Origin of the sequence: Psychromarinibacter sediminicola (assembly GCF_029168335.1) — a bacterium.
Taxonomy (GTDB): Bacteria; Pseudomonadota; Alphaproteobacteria; order Rhodobacterales; family Rhodobacteraceae; genus Psychromarinibacter; species Psychromarinibacter sediminicola.
The window spans coordinates 59847-81819 of the sequence record NZ_JARGYC010000012.1 but is presented as its reverse complement, the minus strand read 5'-3'; the positions used below and the strand labels follow the sequence as shown (position 1 = coordinate 81819).

23 protein-coding genes are annotated in these 21973 nt (G+C 69.8%); 13 read left to right on the top strand and 10 right to left on the bottom strand.

The window, feature by feature from the left end:
- Positions 1–256 precede the first annotated feature (256 nt).
- The gene (locus P1J78_RS06710; protein WP_275566561.1) at positions 257–1495 is read right to left on the bottom strand and encodes an aspartate kinase; all 1239 of its coding nucleotides are present in this window, start codon (positions 1493–1495) and stop codon (positions 257–259) included.
- Between the two features lie 156 nt (positions 1496–1651).
- Here P1J78_RS06710 and P1J78_RS06705 point away from each other — a divergent pair, with 156 nt between their 5' ends.
- The gene (locus P1J78_RS06705) at positions 1652–2137 is read left to right on the top strand and encodes a hypothetical protein (RefSeq protein ID WP_275566560.1); all 486 of its coding nucleotides are present in this window, start codon (positions 1652–1654) and stop codon (positions 2135–2137) included.
- 66 nt (positions 2138–2203) lie between these two features.
- The gene (locus P1J78_RS06700; RefSeq protein WP_275566559.1) at positions 2204–3175 is read left to right on the top strand and encodes a threonine dehydratase; all 972 of its coding nucleotides are present in this window, start codon (positions 2204–2206) and stop codon (positions 3173–3175) included.
- A 397-nt stretch (positions 3176–3572) separates the two neighbouring features.
- Here P1J78_RS06700 and P1J78_RS06695 read toward each other — a convergent pair whose 3' ends face one another.
- The 3 genes from P1J78_RS06695 to P1J78_RS06685 all read right to left on the bottom strand — a co-directional run bounded on the left by P1J78_RS06695 (position 3573) and on the right by P1J78_RS06685 (position 5294).
- A complete protein-coding gene (locus P1J78_RS06695; protein ID WP_275566558.1) occupies positions 3573–4229 on the bottom strand; it encodes an SDR family NAD(P)-dependent oxidoreductase in 657 nt (218 codons plus the stop codon).
- Positions 4230–4272: 43 nt separating this feature from the next.
- Positions 4273–4743, bottom strand: a complete 471-nt coding sequence (locus P1J78_RS06690; RefSeq protein WP_275566557.1) for a DUF1178 family protein — start codon at positions 4741–4743, stop codon at positions 4273–4275.
- A gap of 83 nt (positions 4744–4826) precedes the next feature.
- Positions 4827–5294 carry an NUDIX hydrolase gene (locus tag P1J78_RS06685; protein WP_275566556.1) on the bottom strand — a complete coding sequence of 156 codons (468 nt, stop codon included), beginning with the start codon at positions 5292–5294 and terminating at the stop codon, positions 4827–4829.
- Positions 5295–5409: 115 nt separating this feature from the next.
- Between P1J78_RS06685 and P1J78_RS06680 the strand changes: the two genes are divergently transcribed.
- From P1J78_RS06680 to P1J78_RS06670, 3 genes are all read left to right on the top strand, one after another.
- The gene (locus P1J78_RS06680; RefSeq protein ID WP_275566555.1) at positions 5410–6549 is read left to right on the top strand and encodes an acetoin utilization protein AcuC; all 1140 of its coding nucleotides are present in this window, start codon (positions 5410–5412) and stop codon (positions 6547–6549) included.
- A 597-nt stretch (positions 6550–7146) separates the two neighbouring features.
- A complete protein-coding gene (locus tag P1J78_RS06675) occupies positions 7147–8109 on the top strand; it encodes a Gfo/Idh/MocA family protein (protein WP_275566554.1) in 963 nt (320 codons plus the stop codon).
- 57 nt (positions 8110–8166) lie between these two features.
- Positions 8167–8844: an NAD(P)-dependent oxidoreductase gene (locus tag P1J78_RS06670; RefSeq protein WP_275566553.1), complete on the top strand. Its 678-nt coding sequence runs from the start codon at positions 8167–8169 to the stop codon at positions 8842–8844.
- Between the two features lies 1 nt (position 8845).
- Here P1J78_RS06670 and P1J78_RS06665 read toward each other — a convergent pair whose 3' ends face one another.
- Positions 8846–9466: a class I SAM-dependent DNA methyltransferase gene (locus tag P1J78_RS06665; protein WP_275566552.1), complete on the bottom strand. Its 621-nt coding sequence runs from the start codon at positions 9464–9466 to the stop codon at positions 8846–8848.
- Between the two features lie 130 nt (positions 9467–9596).
- Between P1J78_RS06665 and P1J78_RS06660 the strand changes: the two genes are divergently transcribed.
- Positions 9597–9902: a DUF4389 domain-containing protein gene (locus tag P1J78_RS06660; RefSeq protein ID WP_275566551.1), complete on the top strand. Its 306-nt coding sequence runs from the start codon at positions 9597–9599 to the stop codon at positions 9900–9902.
- Between the two features lie 453 nt (positions 9903–10355).
- On the top strand, positions 10356–10865 hold the full coding sequence (locus tag P1J78_RS06655) for a hypothetical protein (RefSeq protein WP_275566550.1): 510 nt from the start codon (positions 10356–10358) through the stop codon (positions 10863–10865).
- 18 nt (positions 10866–10883) lie between these two features.
- Here P1J78_RS06655 and P1J78_RS06650 read toward each other — a convergent pair whose 3' ends face one another.
- Positions 10884–11408, bottom strand: coding sequence for a glutathione peroxidase (locus P1J78_RS06650; protein ID WP_275566549.1), 525 nt, complete (start codon positions 11406–11408; stop codon positions 10884–10886).
- 164 nt (positions 11409–11572) lie between these two features.
- On the opposite strand from P1J78_RS06650, the gene P1J78_RS06645 reads away from it, so the two are divergent.
- The gene (locus tag P1J78_RS06645) at positions 11573–11851 is read left to right on the top strand and encodes a hypothetical protein (RefSeq protein WP_275566548.1); all 279 of its coding nucleotides are present in this window, start codon (positions 11573–11575) and stop codon (positions 11849–11851) included.
- An 18-nt stretch (positions 11852–11869) separates the two neighbouring features.
- Here P1J78_RS06645 and P1J78_RS06640 read toward each other — a convergent pair whose 3' ends face one another.
- Both P1J78_RS06640 and P1J78_RS06635 read right to left on the bottom strand, forming a co-directional pair.
- Positions 11870–12817: a thermonuclease family protein gene (locus tag P1J78_RS06640; RefSeq protein WP_275566547.1), complete on the bottom strand. Its 948-nt coding sequence runs from the start codon at positions 12815–12817 to the stop codon at positions 11870–11872.
- Positions 12818–12887: 70 nt separating this feature from the next.
- Positions 12888–14711, bottom strand: coding sequence for a M3 family oligoendopeptidase (locus P1J78_RS06635; RefSeq protein ID WP_275566546.1), 1824 nt, complete (start codon positions 14709–14711; stop codon positions 12888–12890).
- Positions 14712–14876: 165 nt separating this feature from the next.
- On the opposite strand from P1J78_RS06635, the gene P1J78_RS06630 reads away from it, so the two are divergent.
- Positions 14877–15074 carry a DUF1737 domain-containing protein gene (locus P1J78_RS06630; RefSeq protein WP_275566545.1) on the top strand — a complete coding sequence of 66 codons (198 nt, stop codon included), beginning with the start codon at positions 14877–14879 and terminating at the stop codon, positions 15072–15074.
- Between the two features lie 186 nt (positions 15075–15260).
- Positions 15261–15680, top strand: coding sequence for a DoxX family protein (locus P1J78_RS06625; protein ID WP_275566544.1), 420 nt, complete (start codon positions 15261–15263; stop codon positions 15678–15680).
- A gap of 5 nt (positions 15681–15685) precedes the next feature.
- Here P1J78_RS06625 and P1J78_RS06620 read toward each other — a convergent pair whose 3' ends face one another.
- On the bottom strand, positions 15686–17278 hold the full coding sequence (locus P1J78_RS06620) for an ATP-dependent DNA ligase (RefSeq protein WP_275566543.1): 1593 nt from the start codon (positions 17276–17278) through the stop codon (positions 15686–15688).
- Between the two features lie 97 nt (positions 17279–17375).
- On the bottom strand, positions 17376–18389 hold the full coding sequence (locus P1J78_RS06615; RefSeq protein ID WP_275566542.1) for a ligase-associated DNA damage response exonuclease: 1014 nt from the start codon (positions 18387–18389) through the stop codon (positions 17376–17378).
- 188 nt (positions 18390–18577) lie between these two features.
- Between P1J78_RS06615 and P1J78_RS06610 the strand changes: the two genes are divergently transcribed.
- From P1J78_RS06610 to P1J78_RS06600, 3 genes are all read left to right on the top strand, one after another.
- Positions 18578–20005, top strand: a complete 1428-nt coding sequence (locus P1J78_RS06610) for a circularly permuted type 2 ATP-grasp protein (protein WP_275566541.1) — start codon at positions 18578–18580, stop codon at positions 20003–20005.
- Positions 20006–20183: 178 nt separating this feature from the next.
- Positions 20184–21137: an alpha-E domain-containing protein gene (locus P1J78_RS06605; RefSeq protein WP_275566540.1), complete on the top strand. Its 954-nt coding sequence runs from the start codon at positions 20184–20186 to the stop codon at positions 21135–21137.
- On the top strand, positions 21134–21949 hold the full coding sequence (locus tag P1J78_RS06600; protein WP_275566539.1) for a transglutaminase family protein: 816 nt from the start codon (positions 21134–21136) through the stop codon (positions 21947–21949). Before P1J78_RS06605 ends, P1J78_RS06600 begins: the two co-directional genes overlap by 4 nt.
- The last annotated feature ends 24 nt before the right edge of the window (positions 21950–21973 follow it).

Below are 21973 nucleotides of genomic sequence, written 5' to 3'. Positions count from 1 at the left end.
GAAGGCCGCCGCGCAAGCGCCGCCTCTCGGCGATTGCTCTGCAATCGCCTGTCGGCAGGGCATTTCGCCAGCGAAATGCCCGAGAGACGCGCCCCGGTGCGGCGGCGCAGTGGTAGCCGTTATCGCGGAGCTCGGAGGTCATCCGCGTTTTGCAGCCATAAAGCGCGTAGCTCGAACACCGGAGCGCCCCCGCGCGCGTCGGCCCTTGCGCGGCTTCTCACCCTGCTCGAACGTGCCCGGTTGTGGCGCCGATCCCTCAGGCCACCTTCTCCAGCTCGAACGCATCGTGCAGCGCCTGCACCGCGAGCTCCATGTATTTCCGGTCGATCAGCACGGAGATCTTGATCTCGGACGTCGTGATCACCTTGATGTTGATCCCCTCGTCCCTCAGCGCCTGGAACATCTTGGCGGCGACGCCCGCATGGCTGCGCATCCCGATGCCGACGACCGAGACCTTCGCCACGCCTGTATCGGCCACCAGATCGTGGAAGTTGATCTCGCCGGCCTCCTTGGCCTTCTTCATCGCCGCCTCGGCGCGCGCCACCTGGTTCGTCGGGCAGGAGAAGGTCATGTCCGTCCGGCCCTCTTCCGAGATGTTCTGGACGATCATGTCCACGTTCACCCCGGCTTCGGCCAGCGGCCCGAAGATCGCCGCCGCGATCCCCGGCCGGTCCGCGACCGAGATCAGGGTCATCTTCGCTTCGTCGCGGCTGTAGGCCACGCCGGCCACCACATTGCTTTCCACGATATCCTCCTCGTCGCAGACGAGCGTGCCCGCATCGTCGCCCATTTCCCCGAAGCTCGACAGGACCCTCAGCTTCACCTTGTAGCGCATCGCCAGCTCGACCGAGCGGGTCTGCAGCACCTTGGCGCCCAGCGAGGCCAGCTCCAGCATCTCCTCGAACGCGATGCGGTCGAGCTTGCGCGCGTTCTCCGAGATCCGCGGGTCGGTGGTGTAGACCCCGTCGACATCGGTGTAGATGTCGCACCGTTCCGCGCCGAACGCGGCGGCGAAGGCCACGGCCGTGGTGTCGCTGCCGCCCCGGCCCAGCGTGGTGATCCGGTTGTCCGGCGCGATCCCCTGGAACCCGGCGACGACCGCCACGCGCATCCCCTGTTCGAACTTGGCCAGGATATTGGCCGGCGGGATCTCCTCGATCCGCGCGGCGGCGTGGGCGTCGGTGGTCTTCAGCGGCACCTGCCAGCCCTGCCAGCTGCGCGCCGGCACGTCCATCTCCTGCAGGGTCAGCGCCATCAGGCCGGCCGTCACCTGCTCGCCCGAGGACACGACGGCGTCGTATTCGCGGGCGTCGAACAGCGGCGAGGTCTCCTCGACATAGCCGACCAGCTTGTTGGTCTCGCCCGCCATGGCCGAGACGATCACGATCACGTCATAGCCGTTGGCGACCTCGCGGCCGACGCGCTTGGCGGCGCGGCGGATGCGGTCGAGCGTGGCGACCGAGGTGCCGCCGAATTTCATCACGAGGATCGGCATCGCGTCCCGTCCCTTTGGTTCGCCGCGCTTCATAGCAGGCTCGAAGGCGCGGGCAAGGGCGGAGGCGCGCGCGGCCGCAACGCAGCGTTTCCGGGCGGGCGGCTTTCCCCCCGGCCCGCCGGTCGGCTAGGCTGCCGGCACGTTAGGGAGATTGCCATGCCGCTTCGCCGCCTGGTTTTTGCAGCCGTCCTGCTTGCCGGGCCGGCCGGGGCCGACGAGACCCCCGAGGCCCGCCTGTGGATGCGCATGCTCTGCGAGGGGACGGGGCCGGGCGGGTCCGCCTTCGCGATGGTGGTGCAGCAGGCGCCGGGGATGCTCGACGCCTCGTGGTTCGTGCCGGGCGGGTCCAATTACGGCAAGCCGGTGCCGACGGTCGTGCCGCTCGACCTGCAGATCTTCCTGGAGGCGCCGTCGGATCTGCCGCAGGAGCCCTATGCCGCGGCGCGCGATCTGCGGCAGCGCCGCCCCGACCGGGTCACGCGGGCGGACGGCTATCGCCGCGACGCCACGCTGACCGCCGCCTGGTCCGGCGAGGCCGGCTGGCTGGAGGTGACCGACGGCGCGGGGGTGTTTCGCGACGCCGCGCTGGGCCTTGCCATCGAGTTGCGCTGCGCCGGGCCCTGGGCGGTGCCGGGCGATTGACGGAATCCCGCTGGCCATTTCCGGCGCGGGGCGTTTGACTGTGCCCCGAGGGACGAGGACGCTTTCATGAAGTTCACTGCCGAGGATCTGCAGGCCGCCGCCGGGCTGGTCTACACCCAGATGCAGCCGACCCCGCAATACCCCTGGCCGCAGCTGTCGCAGCGGCTGGGCTGCGAGGTCTGGGTCAAGCACGAGAACCATGCGCCGACGGGCGCCTTCAAGGTGCGCGGCGGGATCACCTTCATGGACTGGCTGAAGCGGACCCATCCCGATTGTCCCGGCATCTGCACCGCGACCCGCGGCAATCACGGCCAGAGCCAGGCGCGGGCGGCGACGGCGGCGGGGCTGAGGGCGCTGGTCTACGTGCCGCACGGCAACTCGGTGGAGAAGAACGCGGCGATGCGGGCCTACGGGGCCGAGCTGGTCGAATACGGCGAGGATTTCGACACGGCGCGGGTCGAGGCGTTCCGAGTGGCCGAGGAGCAGGGGCTGATGGTCGTGCCGCCGTTCCATGCGGAGCTGGTGCGGGGGGTCGCCACCTATGCGTGGGAGCTGTTCCGCGCGGCGCCGGATCTCGACACGGTCTATGTGCCGATCGGCTGCGGCTCGGGCATCTGCGGGACGATCCTGGCACGGGATGCGCTGGGGCTGTCCACCGAGGTGGTGGCCGTGGTGTCGGAGGGGGCGCAATGCGCGAGACTGTCGGTGGCGGCGGGGGCGCTGGTCGAGACCGACAGCGCCCGGACCTTTGCCGACGGGATGGCGGTGCGGGTGCCGGTAAGGGAGGCGTTCGACATCTATTCGCGCGGGGCGGCGCGGGTGGTGTCGGTGTCGGATGCGGAGGTGGCCGAGGCGATCCGGGTCTATTACCGCGACATCCACAACCTGGCCGAGGGCGCCGGGGCGGCGGCTTTGGCGGCGCTGATGCAGGAGCGGGCGCGGATGACCGGCCGGAAAGCCGGGGTCATCCTGTCGGGCGGGAATATCGATGCAGGGTGGTTCCTGTCGGTGCTGCAGGGCGGGGTGCCGGAGGTCTGAAATGTTTCGCGCGCGAAACATTTTCGGTTTTTTAACAGATGGTTAAAGGGGCGTGCGCTGGCGGGGTCGGGGTGTGGCCGGTGGAGGCGAGCGCTATTGGGTAACCCCGAGTTACGTGAGGAGCCGCGCGAGGGCCGACGCGCGCGGTGGCGCTCCGACTTCCGAGCGGCGCACTTTATGGCTGCCAGGTCCGAGCGACCTCGGAGCTCTGCGAAAACGTCCACCACAGCGCCGCCGCACCGGGGCGCGTCGGCGCTTGCGCGGCGGCCTTCGGCCTTGTTCCGCGCTGGGCATCGTTCATAGGGGGTTATCTTTCATGCCCCACACTCCGACCTCCCGTCGACGCGCGGGGCGGCGGTGTCAGCTTGTTCCGCGCGGGAGACCGCACCAGGGCCGCTCAATAAGGATGCGGGCGGCCGTCCCAGGTGAGGAAGGCGCCGTTGCTGTCCATGTCGAGCTCCGCGAAGCGCGCCGTCAGGCCGGCGGCGGACTCGCTCGTCGTGATGCTGGCCGACGCGCCGCCCATGTCGGTCTGCACCCAGCCGGGATGGTAGATGCCCACGGCGATGCCCTCGGACCGGAGGTCGGCGGCGAGGTTGCGGCCGAGGTTCAGCGCCGCGGCCTTCGACGCCCGGTAGATGTAGGAGCCGCCGGCCGCCTTCTCGCTGCTGGCCATCTGGCTGGAGACGATGGCGATCCGGCCCGCCTCGGCCAGCCGCAGGTTGGGCAGGAGCGACTGCACCGTCAGGAACACGCCGGTGACGTTGACCGCGAAGGTGTCGGCCCACATCGCGGCCGGATAGCCGGCGCCCAGCGTCTGGCCCTTGTCGAGTTTGACGCCGGCGTTGCAGACCAGAAGCTCGATCGCCTCGCCCTGCATCCGCTCGGCGACCACGCGGTGGCTGGCCGGGTCGGCGACGTCGAGCGTCAGCCAGCGGCCGGCCGGAAAGGCGCCGTCGCGGCTGGTGCCGACGACCTCGGCGCCCGCGTCGAAATAGCTGTCGAACAGGGCCCGGCCGATGCCCCGGTTTGCGCCGGTGATGAGGATGGTCATGCGGCGACCTTAACGGCCGGCCCGCCGAGGGCAAGCCGGCGGCTCAGTTCGACTTGCGCGTGGGGCGGAAGGGCAGGGGCGCGACCGGCACGCCGTCCTCGATCAGCTTGCGCGCCTCGTCCGGCTTCGCCTCGCCATAGATCGAGCGGTGGGGGATCTCGCCGTCATGCATCCTGCGCGCCTCGGCGGCGAAGCCGAGACCGACATAGTCCGACGTCTTTTCGACATGCCGGCGCAGCTCGGCGAGCTTCGCCTCCAGCTCGCTGGACGGGGCGGCGAGCGGGCGCTCGGCCGGCGCTGTCTGTGCCGTCTTCTCCTCGGCCGGAGCGGGCGGCGCGGCCGCCTTGCGCGCGGTGCGGACGCCCGGGGTCATCAGCGATTTCTCGACCTGCGCGCTGCCGCAGTCGGGGCAGGCGACCATGCCGGACGCCTGCAGCGTCTCGAACGCCTCGGCAGAGGCGAACCAGCTTTCGAACCGATGGTCGTCGGGGCATCTGAGGGTGTAGCGGATCATCCGGGCATCGTGGCTAAGGGCCGATCAGGAATACATATTCCTCGCGCGCGACATTGCAAGCGCGGCGCTGTCGCGGCGGCGGCTCAGCCGCGCAGCTCGGGCGGCACGAAATCGCGCAGGATCTGGCGCAGCTCGGGCTCGGCCAGCCGCCCGGCGGCCTTGCGGGGCGACAGCCACTTGCGGCGGCGTTCGCGGCATTCGGGGAAGGTCTCGGCCAGGCGCTTCACCCGGACGGGGAAGACGACGACGATGCGGGGGAGGGCGTCGCGGTCGGCCGGTTTCACGTAGGAATAGACGCCGATGGCGTTGCCGACGGGCTTGCCGGTGACCCCGGCCTCTTCCCACGCCTCGTGGCAGGCTGCGGCGGCCGGCGTCTCGCCGTCCATCGGCCAGCCCTTGGGAATCACCCAGCGGCCGGTGCCGCGGCTGGTGACGAGGAGGTATTCGAGCCGGCCCTCGCGGAGCCGGTAGCAGAGCGCGCCGACCTGGGTGCGGACCATCCGTTTGCGGGCGCCGCCCAACCGAAGCGGGCGCATCTTGACCTTGGTCATGGGCTGCCGTCTCCGATCGCGCGCGCGGGGCGCGGATTTCCCCTCGGCCCACGATACATCAGGCGGGCTGTCGATCAATGGCGAAGGCGCTATCCTCGGGCGGATGATGCAAGGCATGACCGATGCGGGGCCGGTGTTTCTTGGCTCGGAGATCTATCGCCGCTCCAGCTATGGCGGCTGGCATCCGCTGCGGGTGCCGCGGGTGTCCACGGTGATGGATCTGTCGCGGGCGCTGGGCTGGCTGCCGCGGGACCGGTTCCGCACGAGTCCGCGGGCGAAACCCGCGGCGCTGGCGGCGTGGCACCGGCCGGATTACCTCGCGGCGCTGCAGCGGGCGGAGGCGGCGCAGGCGGTGACCGAGGCGGAGCGGGCGGCCTATGGGCTGGGCACGCCGTCGAACCCGGTCTTTGCCGAGATGTACCGCCGGCCGGCGACGGCGGCGGGGGCGTCGATCCTGGCGGGCGAGCTGCTGGCGCGCGGCGGCGTGGTCTACAGCCCGGCGGGCGGGACGCATCACGGGTTGCCAGGGCGGGCGGCCGGGTTCTGCTATCTCAACGACCCGGTGCTGGCGATCCTGTCGCTGCGCGCGCACGGGGCGCGGCGGGTGGCCTATGTCGACATCGACGCGCATCACTGCGACGGGGTGGAGGCGGCCTTTGCCGACGATCCCGAGGCGCTCCTGGTCTCGGTCCACGAGGAGCGGCGCTGGCCGTTCACCGGGGCGCTGGAGGAGGCCGGCGCCGGGCAGGTCTATAACCTGCCCGTGCCGCGCGGGCTGAACGATTCCGAGATGCGCGCGGTCCTGCAGGCGCTGATCCTGCCGGCGGTGGCGGGGTTCGCGCCGGACGCGGTGGTGCTGCAATGCGGCGCGGACGCGCTGGAGGAGGACCCGCTGTCGCGGTTGGCGCTGTCGAACAACGTGCATTGCGGCGTGGTGGCGGCGCTGCGGCCGCTGGCGCCGCGCTACCTGGTGCTGGGCGGCGGCGGCTACAACCCCTGGGCCGTGGGCCGCTGCTGGACCGGGGTCTGGGGGACGCTGCTGGGCGCGGAACTGCCCGACCGGCTGCCGGCGGAGGCGGAGGCGGTGCTGCGCGCGGTCGAGTGGCGCGGGAACAGCCGGGCGCGGAACCCGGCGGCGGCGCTGTTCGAGACGCTGCGGGACGCGCCGCGCGAGGGGGCCGTGCGGGCGGAGCTGCGGGACCGGCTGGCGGTGCTGGAGGCGCGCGTGCGGGCGGCGGCGCTGCGCTGGGTGTAGCGGTTTCGAGCGGGGCCTCGCTGCGCTCGGCAAGATCTTTCTCTCCGTCCCGGGCTGCGCCCGCGCCGGAGTCCGCCTGTTGTGGCGTGACGCTTCGGGGCGGCCGGTGTGCCGGTGGCTGGGTCGGAGGCGTATTTTTCAACGAGAAGAAGGGGGCGGGCGGCGCTGGGGCGGCGGAGTCTCGCTGCGTCTGTGGCGGAGTGTGCCGGTGGTGCGGTGAGGCTCCGGGGGCGGCCGAAGCGCCGGTGGCTGGGCCGGAGGCGTATTTGTCAACGAGAAGAAGGGGGGCGGCGGGGCCTCGTTGCTTGCGGGCTGTGCATCTGGCGGAGTGTGCCGTTGGTGCGGCGGTGCTCCGGGCGGCCGGTGTGTCGGTGGTTGGGCCGGATGCGTATTTGTCAACGAGAAGAAGAGGGGGTGCGGAGCCTCGTCGTGTGCGGGCGGTGCACGTGGAGGGGGGCTCCGTGGTGCGGCGGCGCTTCGAGGCGGTCGGTGTGTCGGTGGTCGGGGCGGGGGCGTATTTGCCCGCGCGAAGAAGGGGTGTTTCGGCGGGGCGGCGTTCGCGCTACCGTCCGGCCGGAACCGCTATGGAGGGACAGGATGGAACCGATCCGCTGGGGCGTGCTGGGCGCCGCTAAATTCGCGCGGGATCAGATGGCGCGGGCGATTCACGCCGCCGAGGGGGCGGAATTCGCCGCGCTCGCCACGTCTTCGCCGGAGAAGGCGGCGGGGTTCCGGGCCTTTGCGCCGGGGATCCGGGTGCATGAGAGCTATGACGCGCTGCTGGCCGATCCGGAGATCGACGCGGTCTACATCCCGTTGCCGAACCATCTGCATGTCGAATGGACGATCAGGGCGCTGGAGGCGGGCAAGCACGTGCTCTGCGAAAAGCCGATCGCCATGGCCGAGGGGCAGTTCGACGACCTGGTCGCGGCGCGGGACGCCTCGGGCAAGCTGGCCGCCGAGGCCTACATGATCGTCCACCATCCGCAGTGGCAGCGGGCGAAGGCGCTGTACGAGGAGGGTGCCATCGGGAAGCTGGTGCTGGTGGACACGGTTTTCTCCTACGACAACCGCGCCGATCCCGGCAATATCCGCAACAAGGTGGAGACCGGGGGCGGGTCGCTGCACGATATCGGGGTTTACACGTTCGGGGCGGCGCGGTTCGTGACCGGCGAGGAGCCTGAGGCGCTGTCGGCGCGGCTGCGGCGGGAGAACGGGGTGGAGGTGTTCGCCCATGTGACAGGGGATTTCCCGTCGTTCCGCTACAGCTCGGTCACCTCGATGCGGATGTTCCCGCGGCAATACGTGACCTTCCACGGCGAAAAGGGCGTGATGCGGCTGTCCTGCCCGTTCAACGCGAACGTGTTCGACCAGGCCGAGCTGTCGGTGGAGACCGCGGGCTTCACCGTGCGGACCGAGCGGTTTCCGGGGGTGAACCACTATGTGCTGCAGGTGGAGAATTTCTGCCGCGCGGTGCGCGAGGGGGCGGCCTATCCCTGTCCGCTGGAGTTCAGCCGCGGCACGCAGCGGATGATCGACATGGTGCTGGCGGCCGAATAGGGCCTGACGCGCGCCGCGGCGGCGCTATATCCCGGGGATCGGAGCCGGGAGGCGGGCATGCGGTTGGTGATCTTCGGGGCGGCCGGCAAGGTCGGGCGCGCGGCGACGGACGAGGCGCTGCGCCGCGGGCATGACGTGGTGGCGGCGGACCGGGCGGGGCCGCCGGAGGGGCCGGCGCGCGGGGCGCGGCCGGACTGGCATCGCGTCGACCTGCTGGGCGACGATCCGATGCCGCCGATGGCCGGCGCCGATGCGGTCCTGTCCTGCATCGGGCTGCCGATGGGGCCGGAGACCGTCCTGGCTCCGCCGCCGCTTTACACCGAGGGCACGCGGCGGATCGTCGAGGCGATGCGCGCGGCCGGTATGCGGCGGCTGGTGGTGATCTCGGCCAGTTTCGTGACCACGCTGCAGCGCGGGCCGGTCTGGTTCCGCGGGGCCGCGGCGGTGACGCTGGGCGCCGTGCTGCGGCAGATGGCGGAGATGGAGCGGATGCTGCGGGAGAGCGACGGGCTCGACTGGACGGCGGTGCGGCCCGGCTGGCTGCTGGACGCGCCGGCGGCGGGCGACTTCGAGGTGAGCGAGGGGGCGATCCCGGCGGGGACTCTGCGCACGCGGATCCCGGACCTCGCCGCGTTCATGCTGGATTGCGCGGAGCAGGGGCTCTTCGTCGGGCGGACGCCGGCGATCGCGCGGGCGGAGCCGGTGGCGTCGTCGCCCTTCGAGATGCTGCGCTAGCTCAGCGCCGGCGGAACAGCATGACCAGGCCGCGGTCGGCCCGGTGGGGGTGGTCGGCGCCCTCGTAGATGGGGATGTCGCGGAAATCGACCGGGGTGATGCGGCCCTGGGCGACCAGGAGCGCCAGCGCGCTGCCGAAGCCCATGCCGTCATAGACCGACGGGATCGTGCCGCAGACGAAGAGCGCGCCGGGGCGGGTGACGCGCAGAAGCTCGGGCAGCGCCTCGGGGCCGACATGGCCGTGGGTGAAGGTGCCCGAGGAGATCACCCCGCCATAGACGCCGTCGGGCATCTGCAGGGGCCGCGTCAGGTCGCCGAGGATGCGGCGGCGGTAGAGGCCCTTTCGCTCCGCGATGGCCAGCATCTCGGGGGCGATGTCGATGCCGTCGACGGTGAAGGCGTCGAGATGGGCGGCGACGAGGCCGGTGCCGGCGCCGATGTCGAGGACGGGCTGGTTCTCGGACGCCTCGGCGGCGAACAGGGCGGCGATCTCGCGGGGGGCGACATAGCCCCAGCCGGCGCCGAAGCTGGCATCGTAGGTCTCGGCCCAGGCGTCGTAGAGCGTGCGGGCGTCGTCGGGGCCGTGGATCTCGTAGGCGCGGTCGAGGTCGTAGTCCTGCATGGGGCCTCTCCGATGGGTCGCGGGGGAGGCTTAGCGCGGCCGTGTGACGGTTCCGCGACAGGGCCTGCGATCTTGCGTCGGCGGGCGGCTGGCGCCACACTCCGGGCGGACGAAGGACGGGAGCGGCGCGATGGCCGAGGAGCACGACAAGTTCGCGGGGCGGATCAACGGACCCCAGTTCGAGCCGGACCGCAAGGACGGGCTGGCGATGCGGCTGGTCTACATGGTGCTGATCTGGATCATGATCCAGGTGGCGCAGACGGTGCTGGGCGTGGCGACGGTGGTGCAGTTCATCGTGATGCTGGTGAGCGGCGGCGAGCCGAACGAGCGGCTGGCGGAGTTCGGGGAATCGCTGGGCATCTGGATGGCGAAGGCGGCGCGCTACCAGACGGCGGCGAGCGAGGTGAAGCCCTGGCCCTGGAGCGAGCTGGATTGAAGTGTCCGAGGTTGGACAGGGGTGTAAGTCCTTGATGGTATTATAGATAGCGGTAACTGTCCGGGGTTGGACGCGCTACACGACACGATTTTCTCGGCTTTGCCGGATAGCGGCCCCGCTCTACCGGAACGCCGTGCAGCGCCGACCCGACGGGGCGCGGTCGAGCTTTGCGCCTCCGGAGACATAAGCATGTGGGTCGGACACTTGGCACCGTCATCGCCGGAAGCGCCGCCCCGGTGGGGGCAGGGCGGCGCTGCACGGCGTTCCGCCGCGCGACGCGGATGGAAATGGTCCAAGACTGATCCGGTGTCGTGTAGCGTGCGGTCGTCCACGCTGCTCGACACAGGCGCCTGCGCGCTGCAATGCCGGTCCTTGCGACACCACGCCTGGGCGGTTTGGCCTTCCTGCGCCGCCGTGCTAGGCACGGGGTGGATTTCAACAGGGAGACCTTTCATGCGCCTGACCGTCGCCTGCCTTCTGGCCGCCTTGCCCGCCGCCGCCCTGGCCGAGGAATTCGGCACCGTGACCGTCGATATGGGCGGCGAGGCCCGGACGTTCTATACGATCACCGCCGAGTCGGGCGGCGAGACGGCCGCGACCGCGGAGTTCGGCAAGCAGAGCATGTTCACCACGCTGCATATCCAGGCGCATCCCGCGCCGCGCTTTACCGCGACCGACGTGATCAGCCTGGACCTGATGTGGATGGGCGATTTCGCGCCCGGCAAGGCCCCGAACTCGGTCGAGCTGATCCATATGCCCGACGGCATGAACGGGCCGATCTGGACCAACGAGGGCGCGCCGCAGCCGATCGCGACCGATCTGGAGATCGACCTGGAGGGCGGCACCGTGCGCGGCAGCTTCGGCGGGCCGCTCTGCATCAGGGAGAGCATCGCGGCCGAGACCGATACCGGCACCTGCATGGAGGTCAGCGGCACCGTGGAGTCGGGGCTGCTGGTGCAGTGACCCGGCGGACGGGCGCGGTCAGCCGCCGGCGAGCATCGCCTCGATGGGGCCGGTGATCGCCGGGGATTGCGGTTTCGTCAGCGACCCCCAGGTGCCGGCGACGCTGCCGTCGGGGGCGATCAGGACCTTGTTGAAGTTCCAGGCCGGCCGGAAGCCTTCGGTCTCGGCCAGCCAGCGGTAGAACGGGTGCGCGTCGGCGCCGCGGACCGGGGTGATCGTGGTCGTCGGCAGGGTCAGGCCGAAGGTCAGCGCGCAGAACGCCTTGACCTCCGCCTCGGTGGCCAGCTCCTGCCGGAAATCGTCGGAGGGCACGGCCAGCACCACCAGGCCGTCGGCCGCGTAACGGTCGTGCAGGGCCTGGAGGCCGTCATATTGCGGGGTGAAGCCGCAAAGCGAGGCGGTGTTGACCACCAGGACGGGGCGTCCGGCCCAGTCCGCCGTGTCGAAGCTGCCGCCGTCGATGGAGGCGAAGCGGAAAGCGTTGCCCGCGGCGGCCGGGGCCGCGGCGAGGATCAGGGCGATCAGCGCGAGGGTGCGAAGCATGGTGTCCTCCTGTGCCGTCTGCTGGCTTTCTCGATATACGGGCCGGAGGGCCGGGCGGTTTCATGACGCGCGGCGATCCGCCCGGCGCCGCTGCGGCGATGTCGCCGGCGCGGCGGCGCCCGGAATGGTGTAGACTGGGCGATCATGAGCGGACGGAGGAGGCCATGATCAGTCTGGACGACATCGTCGACATGTGCAGCCTGACGCGCGAGGAGATCGACGCGGTCGGGGCGCACGAACATGTCGAGGGCGTGAATGCCGCCGCGCTGGCGGAGTACATGATGCACGCGCCGCACGGGCCGCAGCATGTGCAGCAGATCATTTGCGAGGACATCCGCGCGGCGCTGCGCGCCGACGACCTGGCGCAGGCGCGCAAGCTGTTCGCGGTGCTGCATCATTACCTGTCGGCGCATCCCGAGGCGGTGCGCGGGGCGGAGCCGTAGGCGGCGGCGGGGCCGGGCTCAGGCGTCCGGGGGCGTGTCGGAGACCTGGTCGATGCTTTCGACCACCATCTCGGGCCGGCCGTTATACATCTTGGTCGGGCCGGTGACATAGGCGTAGTTGCGGCGCGGGAAATCCTCGCCGTCGGCGATGTAGCGGTTGGCGAGCAGCGATTTCAGGGCGGCGATCTCGGGGCGGTCCTCGTTCGGCAGGAACAGCTGGAACGGCTGCGCCAGCGAGCCCGAGTCGATGAGGTAGTGCAGGCCGCCGACGGTGCGCCCCTCCTTGAGCTCCATGAAGACGGTCGCGGTCTCTTCGGCCGCGGCCTTCTGCAGCAGCCGGGCATAGTCAATGCGGGTGTTGAACAGCGGCCGGTCCGGCGCTTCGGCGCGGGCGGCGCGGAACACGTCGATGACGCGGGCGCGCAGCTCCCACCAGACCATCAGCCGGGGGTAGTTGCGCGGCGCGGCCTCGGGCGTGGCGGCGCCGTTGGCGTCGAGCTGGTTCCACACGCCGATATTGTCGATCTGCGCCGCGCGTTCGGCCGCCGCGTAGCGGGCGTCGTGCCCGGCGAAGACGGCGCGGCCGTATTTCACGAAATAGGGCGAATAGCCCTTGCGGATCATCAGTTCGGTGAAGTCGGTGATGCCGTCCACCGGGTTCGACAGGTGCACGAAGCCCAGCGGCCGCTGGTAGTTGTCGAGATAGGTGACGTTGATCTCGTCGTCGACGATGGCCGGCTCGTCGCCGGGAAACTCGATCGTCACCGGCGTGTCGACGGGCAGAAGGCTCTTGGTATAGTCCGACGCCGCCTTGCCCCAGGCCGTCACCGGCTTGTGCTGGTTCTGGTTGCTCTCCTCGGTGTCGAGCCCGAGGACGCGGATCTTGAACAGCCGGTCTTCGGCCGTGATGCGCAGCGTGTCGCCGTCCGTCACCTTCTCGATGACACCGTCCAGTGAAAAGCCCATGTCAAATGCCTCCCGATCAATACCGGAAGGCTAGGCCGGGCCGTGTGAGTCGCGCAATAGGCGAGTTGGGCTATGCCTCCATCGCCTCAAGCTCGTCGATCATGCCGGAGATCATCGACAGGCCCTTGTCCCAGAAGGCCGAGTCGGTGGCGTCGAGGCCGAACGGGGCCAGCAGCTCCTTGTGGTGCTTGGATCCGCCTGCCTTGAGCATCTCGAAGTATTTCTCCTGAAAGCCCGGGTCGCCCTCCTGGTAGACGGCGTAGAGCGCGTTCACCAGGCCGTCGCCGAAGGCATAGGCATAGACGTAGAACGGCGAGTGGACGAAATGCGGGATATAGGCCCAGAACGTCTCGTAGCCGTCCATGAACTCGAATGCCGGGCCGAGGCTTTCGGCCTGCACCGACATCCACAGCGCGTTGATGTCGTCGGGCGTCAGCTCGCCGCGCGCGCGGGCGTCGTGGAGCTTGCACTCGAAGTCGTAGAAGGCGATCTGGCGGACCACGGTGTTGATCATGTCCTCGACCTTGCCGGCCAGCAGCACCTTCTTCTCGGCGTCGTCCTTGGCCTCGTCCAGGAGCTTGCGGAAGGTCAGCATCTCGCCGAAGACGGAGGCGGTTTCGGCCAGGGTGAGCGGCGTGGAGGACAGAAGCTCGCCCTGGCCCGCCGCGAGCCGCTGGTGGACGCCGTGGCCCAGCTCGTGCGCCAGCGTCATCACGTCGCGCGGCTTGCCCAGGTAGTTGAGCATCACGTAAGGATGCACGTCGGTCACGGTGGGGTGGGCGAAGGCGCCCGGCGCCTTGCCGGGTTTCACGGCGGCGTCGATCCAGCCCTTGTCGAAGAACGGCTCCGCCAGTTCAGCCATCTTCGGATCGAAGCCGGAATAGGCGTCCATCACCATGCCGCGGGCCGTGGGCCAGTCGACGGTGCGCTGCTCCTCCATCGGCAGGGGCGCGTTGCGATCCCAGACCTGCAGCGTGTCGAGGCCGAGCCACTTGCGCTTCAACTCGTAGTAGCGGTGCGACAGCTTGGGATAGGCCTTGACCACCGCGTCGCGCAGCGCCTCGACCACCTCGGGCTCGACCTGGTTGGCGAGGTGGCGGCCGTATTGCGGGGTGGGCATGTTGCGCCAGCGGTCCTCGATCTCCTTCTCCTTGGCCAGCGTGTTGTGGACGCGGGCGAAGAGGCCGAGGTTCTCGGCGAAGACGCGGGCGAGTTCGCGGGCGGCGGCCTCGCGCTTGGAACGGTCCTGTTCGGTGAGGTAGTTGAGCGTGCCCTCGATGCCGTGGACCTCGCCGTCGACGGTGAATTCGAGCCCGGCGATCCATTCGTCGAACAGCTTGTTCCACGCGGTGGCGCCGACGACGGACTGGTCGTGCAGGAAGCGTTCCAGCTCGTCCGACAGCTGGTGCGGGCGCATCAGGCGCAGGCGGTCGAAGATCGGCTTGTAGCGGGCGAGGTCGGCGTTGGCCTCGAACAGCGCGTCGAGTTTCTCGTCGGGGATGCGGTTGAGCTCCAGGCTGAAGAACACCAGCGGCGTGGAATAGGTGGTGATCTTGTCCTGGCAGTCGGAGAGGAACTTGGCGCGTTCCGGGTCGGTCGTCTGCTGATAGTAGCGCAGGCCGGCGAAGGACATGATGCGGCCGGTCACCATGTCGATCGTCTCGTGCCGCAGGACGCAGTCGAGCATCTCCTCGGCGGTCAGATCGGCCAGCTTGCCCTCGTAATCGGCGGCGAATTTCTCGCAGGCCTCTTCCAGCCAGTCCATGTCGCGCTTCAGCTCCGGCGCGTCGGGGCTGGCGTAGAGGTCGGTGAGATCCCATTCGGGCAGGTCGCCGAGATCCTTGCCGCCGCCGGCGGAGGCGTTGGCGTCGAAGACGGGGGTGGGCAGTTGCATGGGCGCTCCTTCGCGGCTGGTCCGCGAGACATAGGCCGGGGACGGGGGGTGTTTCAAGAATGGCCCGGGCGGAAAGGCGCGGGGGCGCCTGCTTGACGTTAGCGTCGCTTGAACGGGTCTGCGCGATGGACGACAGTGCCGGGGGGATGACATCGGGAGGAGCCAATGGCGAAGATCAGCGACTACATGGTCGTCTGGACGGTCTATCGTGCCGAGCGCGAGGAGAATGCCGAATACGACCGCCTGGCCACGATGGTGCGCCAGCGGATCGCGGAGGGCTGGCAGCCGCACGGGTCCATGTCGATGCTGGTCAAGGGCGACCAGCTTCTGGTGGCGCAGCCGATGGTCCGCGAAGAGGGCTGAGCGGGCGGCGCCGGGGACCAGTGCGGCCCGGGCGCTGCCGCACGTTCGCGCGGTGGTCGGGTCGACATGTGCGCCTGCGCACATCGTCCGCGCCGCCATCGGTGTTTTCCGGGCGCCGCCGGTGCGTCATATCGGCCGCTGACGCGGGGGGAGCCTCCGCCCGGAAAACGAAAGGATCCGAACGTCATGTCGAACATCGCGAGTTACGCGGCGCCGGTGTCGCGCCTGCTTCTGTCCTCTATCTTCATCCTGTCGGGCCTGCAGAAGATCGGCGGCTATGCCGGGACGCAGGGCTATATGGAGGCGATGGGCGTGCCCGGCGCGCTGTTGCCGCTGGTCATCCTGGTCGAGGTCGGGGCCGGCCTGGCGCTGCTGGTCGGCTGGCAGGCGCGGATCGCGGCCTTCCTGCTGGCGGGCTTCGCGCTGTTGTCGGGGCTTCTGTTCCACCTGATCCCGAGCTTCGGGATGGAGGCGGCCGCCGCGCAGGGCGAGATGATCAGCTTCATGAAGAACGTCGCGCTGGCCGGCGGGCTGGGCATGGTCGTGGCGCTGGGCGCCGGGCCGCTGGCCTTCGACCGCGGCCCGCGGGCGGTGCCGGCGGAGTAGGCCGGTCAGCCATAGGCCGCGAGCATCTGTTTGAGGTCGCCGAGGGTATTCGCCTCGGCGGCCTTTTTGTCGTGGCGCCAGCGGGCCATGCGGGGGAAGCGCAGGGCGAGGCCGGACTTGTGACGGGTCGAGGCCTGGATGCCCTCGAAGTGGATCTCGAAGACGTGCTCGGGGGTCACCGCGCGGACCGGGCCGTAGCGTTCCAGCGTGTTCTTGCGGACCCAGGCGGTGATCTGGCGGAACTCGGCGTCGGTCAGGCCGGAATAGGCCTTGGTGAAGGGGACGAGCGTGTCGCCGTCCCAGACGGCGAAGGTGAAGTCGGTGAACAGGTTCGCGCGCCGGCCGTGGCCCTGTTGCGCGTAGATCATCACCGCGTCGACGGTCAGCGGGTCGACCTTCCATTTCCACCAGTCGCCCTTGGTGCGGCCGACGCGGTAGGGGCTGTCGAGGCGTTTCAGCATCAGCCCCTCGGCGCCGATGTCGCGGGCGCGGGCGCGGGTGTCGGCGAGGATTTTCCAGGTGTCGGCGGCGAGGCGGGGCGAGAGGCGGATGGGGGCGTCGGCGGGCAGGCTTTCGACGAGGGTGTCGAGGAGCGCACGGCGGTCTTTCAGGGGCGTGGCGCGGATGTCGCCGCCCTGCCATTCCAGGAGGTCGTAGGCCTTCAGGATCACCGGCGCCTCGGCGAGGAGCTTCTTCGGGACGGTCTTGCGGCCGATGCGCTTCTGCAGCGCGGCGAAGGGGAGCGGGGCGTCGTCGGTCCAGGCCAGGATCTCGCCGTCGATCACGGTGCCGTCGGGGACGAAGTCGCGGGCGGCGGCGAGTTCCGGGAAGCGGTCGGTCATCAGTTCCTCGCCGCGGGACCAGACGTGGTGCGTGCCGCCGCGCAGGATCAGCTGGCCGCGGATGCCGTCCCATTTGTGTTCGGCGAGCCAGTCGGTGACGGGGCCGAGGTCTTCGGGGTCGTCTTCGAGCTGGTAGGCGAGGAAGAACGGGTAGGGGCGCGACAGGTCCTCTTCCGGGTCGGGTTCGAGGACCAGGCGGCGGTAGGTGGTGGTGTCGGGCGACCAGTCGCCCATCAGGCGCAGCGCGAGGTCGGGCTCGTCGATGCCGGTGGCCCGGGCCAGCGCGCGGGTCATCAGCGTGCGCGAGACGCCGACGCGGAAGCCGCCGGTCAGGAGCTTGTTGAACAGGAAACGTTCGGAGGCGTCGAGCCGGTCCCAGGCGGCGTCGATCAGGGCGCGGCGGTCGGGCTCTTCCAGCGTGGGCAGGCGGCGGATCTCGGTGATCCAGTGGGTCAGCGAGTGGTCGGATTCGGTACGGTTCGGCGGCAGGACGAGGGCGATGGTCTCGGCGAGGTCGCCGACGATGGCATAGGACTCTTCGAACAGCCATAGCGGGATTTTTGCGGTATCCGACGCCCATTCGCGCAGAATCGTGGCATTCACCGTGCGCTTGGGGCGGCGGCCGGAAAGGAGCGCGATGGTCCAGAGACGGTCGGGTTCGGGCGCTTCGGAGAAGTAGTCGGCCAGCGCGGCCACCTTGGCGGTGGTGCGGGTGGTCTGGTCGAGCCGGGTGAACAGGGCGGCGAAGCGTTTCATTGCGCGGGCAAAATTCTTGGGAAGAATTTTGGTCGGATCGTTCGAACGATCCGGGCCGGAATTTTTCCAAAATTCCGGGCGTGGATGTAGCGTGGGGTCATGCCGCATCTTCCGCGTCGGGGGTGTCGAGGCTTTCGCCCTCGAACTCGGTGTCCACGACCTGGGCGTCGTAGCCCTGATCCTCCAGCCAGCGGCGGAACTGCGCCGTGTAGCCGTGGGTGACGAAGACGCGTTCGGCGCCGGTGTCGCGGATCGCGGCGTTCAGCCCGTCCCAGTCGGCATGGTCCGACATCACGAAGCCGCGGTCGGCGGCGCGGCGGCGCCGGACGCCGCGCAGGCGCATCCAGCCGCTGGCGAAGGCGGCGGAGGTCTGGCCGAAGCGGCGCATCCAGGTCGTGCCGAGGCCGGACGGCGTGGACAGGACCAGCGCGTTCGGGTGGTCCTTCGGATCGGTCTCGGGCGTGACGCGGATGGTGTCGGGCAGCGCGAGGCCCTGGGCGCGGAGCACCTCGTTCACGGTCTCGACGGCACCATGGGTGAGGATCGGGCCGATCGACGGGTCGAGGCAGGCCAGCAGGCGCTGGGCCTTGCCGAGGGCGTAGGCGCCGAGGACCGGGGTGCGGCCCTGGGCGAGCGTGGCGGCCCACCAGGCGTTGATCTCGGCGGCGATCTCGGCCTGGGGGGCCCATTTGAAGACCGGCAGGCCGAAGGTGCATTCGGTGACGAAGGCGTGGCATTTCACCGGCTCGAAGGGCTCGGACAGCCCGTCGGGCTCGGTCTTGTAATCGCCGGAGACGACCCAGACCTCGCCGCCGACCGCCACCCGGATCTGCGCCGAGCCGGAGACGTGGCCGGCGGGGTGGAAGGAGACCGTGGCGTCGCCGATCCGGCGGGTCTCGCCGTAGGGAATGGTGTCGAGGGCGATGTCGCCGAGGCGGTGGCGGATGACCGGGGCGGCCGTTTCGGTCGCGAGATAGTGCGCGTGGCCGGGACGCGCATGATCGGCGTGGCCGTGGGTGATCAGCGCCCGGTCGACGGGGCGCCAGGGGTCGATGTGAAAGCCGCCTGCGGGGCAGTGGATGCCCTCGGGCGTGAAGGTGAGCACGGCCATGGGGCGAAGATAGCGGGCCGGGGCGGGGCGTCCAACGCCCGCCGCGGCGATGGCCGGGCGGGGGAAAGCGTGTATGATGGCGGGACGGGCGCGGCGGCTGCCTAATCCTTGGGCAGCCGGGCCGGCGCCGTCGCGGCGGGGTGCGGGAAAGCTTGAACTTCGCGGGCCGCCGGTGAAGAGTGAGATGCATGAGCAAGGCCGCAGACCCCCGCTATTTCAACGAGATGGAGGACGGCGGTGCGGTGCGCGCGCCCTATGCCGGTCTGCAGGACTGGATGCAAGACATGCCGGTCGAGCTGCGCACGCTGAAGCAGCACGAGGCGGAAAAGCTGTTCCGCCGGATCGGCATCACCTTCGCCGTCTACGGCGAGGGGGGCGATCCGGACCGGCTGATCCCGTTCGACATGTTCCCGCGCGTGTTCTCGGCCGACGAGTGGCGCAAGCTGGAGCGCGGCATCAAGCAGCGGGCGCGGGCGCTGAACGCCTTTCTTTGCGACGTCTACGGGCGCGGCGAGATCGTGCGGGCGGGGCGGATCCCGGACAAGCTGGTCTACACCAACGAGGCCTACGAGAAGGCGGTGGTGGGGATCATGCCGCCCAAGGGCGTCTACAGCCAGATCGTGGGGATCGACCTGGTGCGGGTGGGGCCCGACGAGTTCTATGTGCTGGAGGACAACTGCCGGACGCCGTCGGGCGTGTCCTACATGCTGGAGAACCGCGAGATCATGATGCGGATGTTCCCGCAGCTGTTCCAGAAGAACCGGATCGCGCCGGTGGAGGGCTATGCCCGGGCGCTGAAGCGGACGTTGCACTCGGTCGCGCCGAAGAAATGCGACGGCGAGCCCTGCGCGGTGATCCTGACGCCGGGGCATTTCAACAGCGCCTATTACGAGCACACTTTCCTGGCCGACATGATGGGGCTGGAACTGGTGGAGGGGCAGGACCTGTTCGTCGAGGGCGATTTCGTCTGGATGAAGACCACCGAGGGCCCGCAGAAGGTGGACGTGATCTACCGGCGGATCGACGATGCCTTCCTGGATCCTTTGTGCTTCCGGCCGGACTCGATGCTGGGGGTGCCGGGGCTGATGAACGTGTACCGCTCGGGCGGGGTCACGATCTGTTCGGCGCCGGGGGCCGGCGTGGCCGACGACAAGGCGATCTATACCTATGTGCCCGAGATGGTGCGGTTCTATCTGGGCGAGGAGCCGATCCTGCGGAACGTGCCGACCTGGCAATGCGCGCGGCCGGACGAGCGCAAATACGTGCTGGAGCATCTGCCGGAGCTGGTGGTGAAGGAGGTGCACGGCTCGGGCGGGTACGGGATGCTGGTGGGGCCGAAGTCGACCGAGGGCCAGATCGAGGCGTTCCGGTCGAAGATCGAGGAGCGGCCGGAGAACTATATCGCGCAGCCGACGCTGGCGCTGTCGACCTGTCCGTCCTTTGTCGAGGAGGGCGTGGCACCGCGGCATGTGGACCTGCGGCCGTTCTGCCTGGTGGGCGAGGAGATCGAGCTGGTGCCGGGCGGGCTGACGCGGGTGGCGCTGAAGGAAGGGTCGCTGGTGGTGAACTCGTCGCAGGGCGGCGGGGTGAAGGATACCTGGGTGCTGGCGGAATGACGGGGCGATCGGGAGAGGGCGTGGTGTCTGGGGGAGAGGGGTTTGGTCTCTCGCTGACCTTCCGCCTGACGCCCTCCATGACCCAACTGCTTACCCCCTCCCTAGCCCTCCCCCTGGCAGGGGGAGGGGATATGGTGCGCTGGCCGCGGGGGGCGTGCGTCGGGGCGGAGGGCTGTCCATGCTGAGCCGGACGGCGGAGAACCTGTTCTGGATCGGGCGCTACCTGGAGCGGGCGGAGGCGAATGCGCGGCTTCTGGAAGTGGGGGCGCGGAATGCGCTTTTGCCCAATATCGGCGGCGGCTATCGCAACGAATGGGAGAGCGTGCTGGTGGCCGGCGGCACCTATGCCGCCTTCCGCGAGAAATACGGCGACGCGGTGCAGCGCAACATCGAAAGCCACATGTTCTTCGACAAGGACAACCCGTCTTCGATCCTGTCCTGCGTCACCGCGGCCCGCGAGAACGGGCGCATCGTGCGCACCGCGATCACCGGGCAGGTCTGGGACGCGCTGAACGGCGCCTTCCAGGAGATCCGCGAGATGCAGCGGACCGAGCGCAGCCAGCTGCCGCTGGCCGATCTGACCGACTGGACGATGCGCACCGCCGCGCTGGTGCGCGGCGCGACGCAGGTGTCGATGCTGCGCAACGACGGGTTCCAGTTCCTGCGGCTGGGCTATGCGGTGGAGCGGGCCGACAACACGGCGCGGCTGCTCGACGTGAAATACTACGTGCTGCTGCCGGAGGTGACCTATGTGGGCACCGGGCTGGACAACTATCAGTGGACCACGCTGCTTCGGGCGCTGAGCAGCTACCGGGCGTTCAACCATGCCTATGGCGGCGAGATCACCGCATGGAAGATCGCCGAGTTCCTGATCCTGAACACGCAATGCCCCCGGTCGCTTCTGTCCTGCGTCTCCGAGGTCAACGAGAGCCTCGACGTGCTGGCGCGGGCCTATCACCGGACGACCGGCGCGCAGACCGAGGTGCGCGGCATGCTGGGCGAGCTGGCCGAGGCGCGGGTGGACGATATCCTGCGCGAGGGGCTGCACGAGTTCCTGCAGCGGTTCATCGACCGGACCCGGCGGCTGGCCGAGGCGATCCGGGCGAGCTATCTGACGGGGCGGATCGCATGAGGCTGAGCGTGTCGCACCGGACCACCTATCGTTTCGCCGAGCCGGTGCGCGACCTGGTGCAGAGCCAGCGCCTGCAGCCGGCCGATTGCGAGAACCAGCGGGTGGTGGACTGGTCGGTCCGCGCCGAGGGCGGCCAGATCGGCGCCGGGTTCCGCGACGGGGCCGGCGACTGGGTGCAGACGCTGTCGATGCGCGGCTGGGTCAGCGGGCTGACCGTCGAGGTCGCGGGCGAGGTCGAGACGGCCGATCTGAACGGGGTGCTGCGCGGGCATCGCGAGACGGTGCGGCCGCCGGTCTATCTGCGCCACAGCCGGGCCACCCGGCCCAGCACCGGCCTGCGGCGCCTGGCGGAGGCGGCGGTGGCGGGCGAGGAGACGGGGCTGGGCCGCGCGCATGCGCTGGCGCGGACGGTGACGGAGACGATCGTCTACAGCCCCGGCGAGACCGATGCCGCGACCACCGCGGCGGAGGCGCTGGAGCATGGCTACGGCGTCTGCCAGGACCAAACCCATGTGCTGATCGCCGCGGCGCTGACCTTGGGGATCCCGGCGCGCTATGTCGCGGGCTACCTGTTCTCGGAAGGCGGCGACGCGATGGCCGAGGCGAGCCATGCCTGGGCGGAGCTGTTCCTGGAGGGGCTGGGCTGGGTCGGGTTCGACCCGGCGAATGCCTGCTGCCCGGATGCGCGCTATATCCGGCTGGGCTCGGGCTTCGACGCGGTGGACGCGGCGCCGATCCGGGGCGTGGCGCAGGGTGTGGCGACGGAATATCTTGACGTCGAGGTGAACGTCGCGCAGGTCCAGCAGCAGTAGCGGAACGGGGAACGGGGCACGGGC

Bases quoted from the DNA above. Each gene is read 5' to 3' on its own strand.
- P1J78_RS06700 (WP_275566559.1), top strand. From the start codon at position 2,204: ATGAAGTTCACTGCCGAGGATCTGCAGGCCGCCGCCGGGCTGGTCTAC.
- P1J78_RS06645 (WP_275566548.1), top strand. From the start codon at position 11,573: ATGATCAGTCTGGACGACATCGTCGACATGTGCAGCCTGACGCGCGAG.
- P1J78_RS06690 (WP_275566557.1), bottom strand. From the start codon at position 4,743: ATGATCCGCTACACCCTCAGATGCCCCGACGACCATCGGTTCGAAAGC.
- P1J78_RS06705 (WP_275566560.1), top strand. From the start codon at position 1,652: ATGCCGCTTCGCCGCCTGGTTTTTGCAGCCGTCCTGCTTGCCGGGCCG.
- P1J78_RS06695 (WP_275566558.1), bottom strand. From the start codon at position 4,229: ATGACCATCCTCATCACCGGCGCAAACCGGGGCATCGGCCGGGCCCTG.
- P1J78_RS06655 (WP_275566550.1), top strand. From the start codon at position 10,356: ATGCGCCTGACCGTCGCCTGCCTTCTGGCCGCCTTGCCCGCCGCCGCC.
- P1J78_RS06685 (WP_275566556.1), bottom strand. From the start codon at position 5,294: ATGACCAAGGTCAAGATGCGCCCGCTTCGGTTGGGCGGCGCCCGCAAA.
- P1J78_RS06635 (WP_275566546.1), bottom strand. From the start codon at position 14,711: ATGCAACTGCCCACCCCCGTCTTCGACGCCAACGCCTCCGCCGGCGGC.
- P1J78_RS06620 (WP_275566543.1), bottom strand. From the start codon at position 17,278: ATGAAACGCTTCGCCGCCCTGTTCACCCGGCTCGACCAGACCACCCGC.
- P1J78_RS06675 (WP_275566554.1), top strand. From the start codon at position 7,147: ATGGAACCGATCCGCTGGGGCGTGCTGGGCGCCGCTAAATTCGCGCGG.
- P1J78_RS06605 (WP_275566540.1), top strand. From the start codon at position 20,184: ATGCTGAGCCGGACGGCGGAGAACCTGTTCTGGATCGGGCGCTACCTG.
- P1J78_RS06615 (WP_275566542.1), bottom strand. From the start codon at position 18,389: ATGGCCGTGCTCACCTTCACGCCCGAGGGCATCCACTGCCCCGCAGGC.
- P1J78_RS06670 (WP_275566553.1), top strand. From the start codon at position 8,167: ATGCGGTTGGTGATCTTCGGGGCGGCCGGCAAGGTCGGGCGCGCGGCG.
- P1J78_RS06630 (WP_275566545.1), top strand. From the start codon at position 14,877: ATGGCGAAGATCAGCGACTACATGGTCGTCTGGACGGTCTATCGTGCC.
- P1J78_RS06710 (WP_275566561.1), bottom strand. From the start codon at position 1,495: ATGCCGATCCTCGTGATGAAATTCGGCGGCACCTCGGTCGCCACGCTC.
- P1J78_RS06665 (WP_275566552.1), bottom strand. From the start codon at position 9,466: ATGCAGGACTACGACCTCGACCGCGCCTACGAGATCCACGGCCCCGAC.
- P1J78_RS06650 (WP_275566549.1), bottom strand. From the start codon at position 11,408: ATGCTTCGCACCCTCGCGCTGATCGCCCTGATCCTCGCCGCGGCCCCG.
- P1J78_RS06660 (WP_275566551.1), top strand. From the start codon at position 9,597: ATGGCCGAGGAGCACGACAAGTTCGCGGGGCGGATCAACGGACCCCAG.
- P1J78_RS06625 (WP_275566544.1), top strand. From the start codon at position 15,261: ATGTCGAACATCGCGAGTTACGCGGCGCCGGTGTCGCGCCTGCTTCTG.
- P1J78_RS06610 (WP_275566541.1), top strand. From the start codon at position 18,578: ATGAGCAAGGCCGCAGACCCCCGCTATTTCAACGAGATGGAGGACGGC.
- P1J78_RS06680 (WP_275566555.1), top strand. From the start codon at position 5,410: ATGACCGATGCGGGGCCGGTGTTTCTTGGCTCGGAGATCTATCGCCGC.
- P1J78_RS06640 (WP_275566547.1), bottom strand. From the start codon at position 12,817: ATGGGCTTTTCACTGGACGGTGTCATCGAGAAGGTGACGGACGGCGAC.
- P1J78_RS06600 (WP_275566539.1), top strand. From the start codon at position 21,134: ATGAGGCTGAGCGTGTCGCACCGGACCACCTATCGTTTCGCCGAGCCG.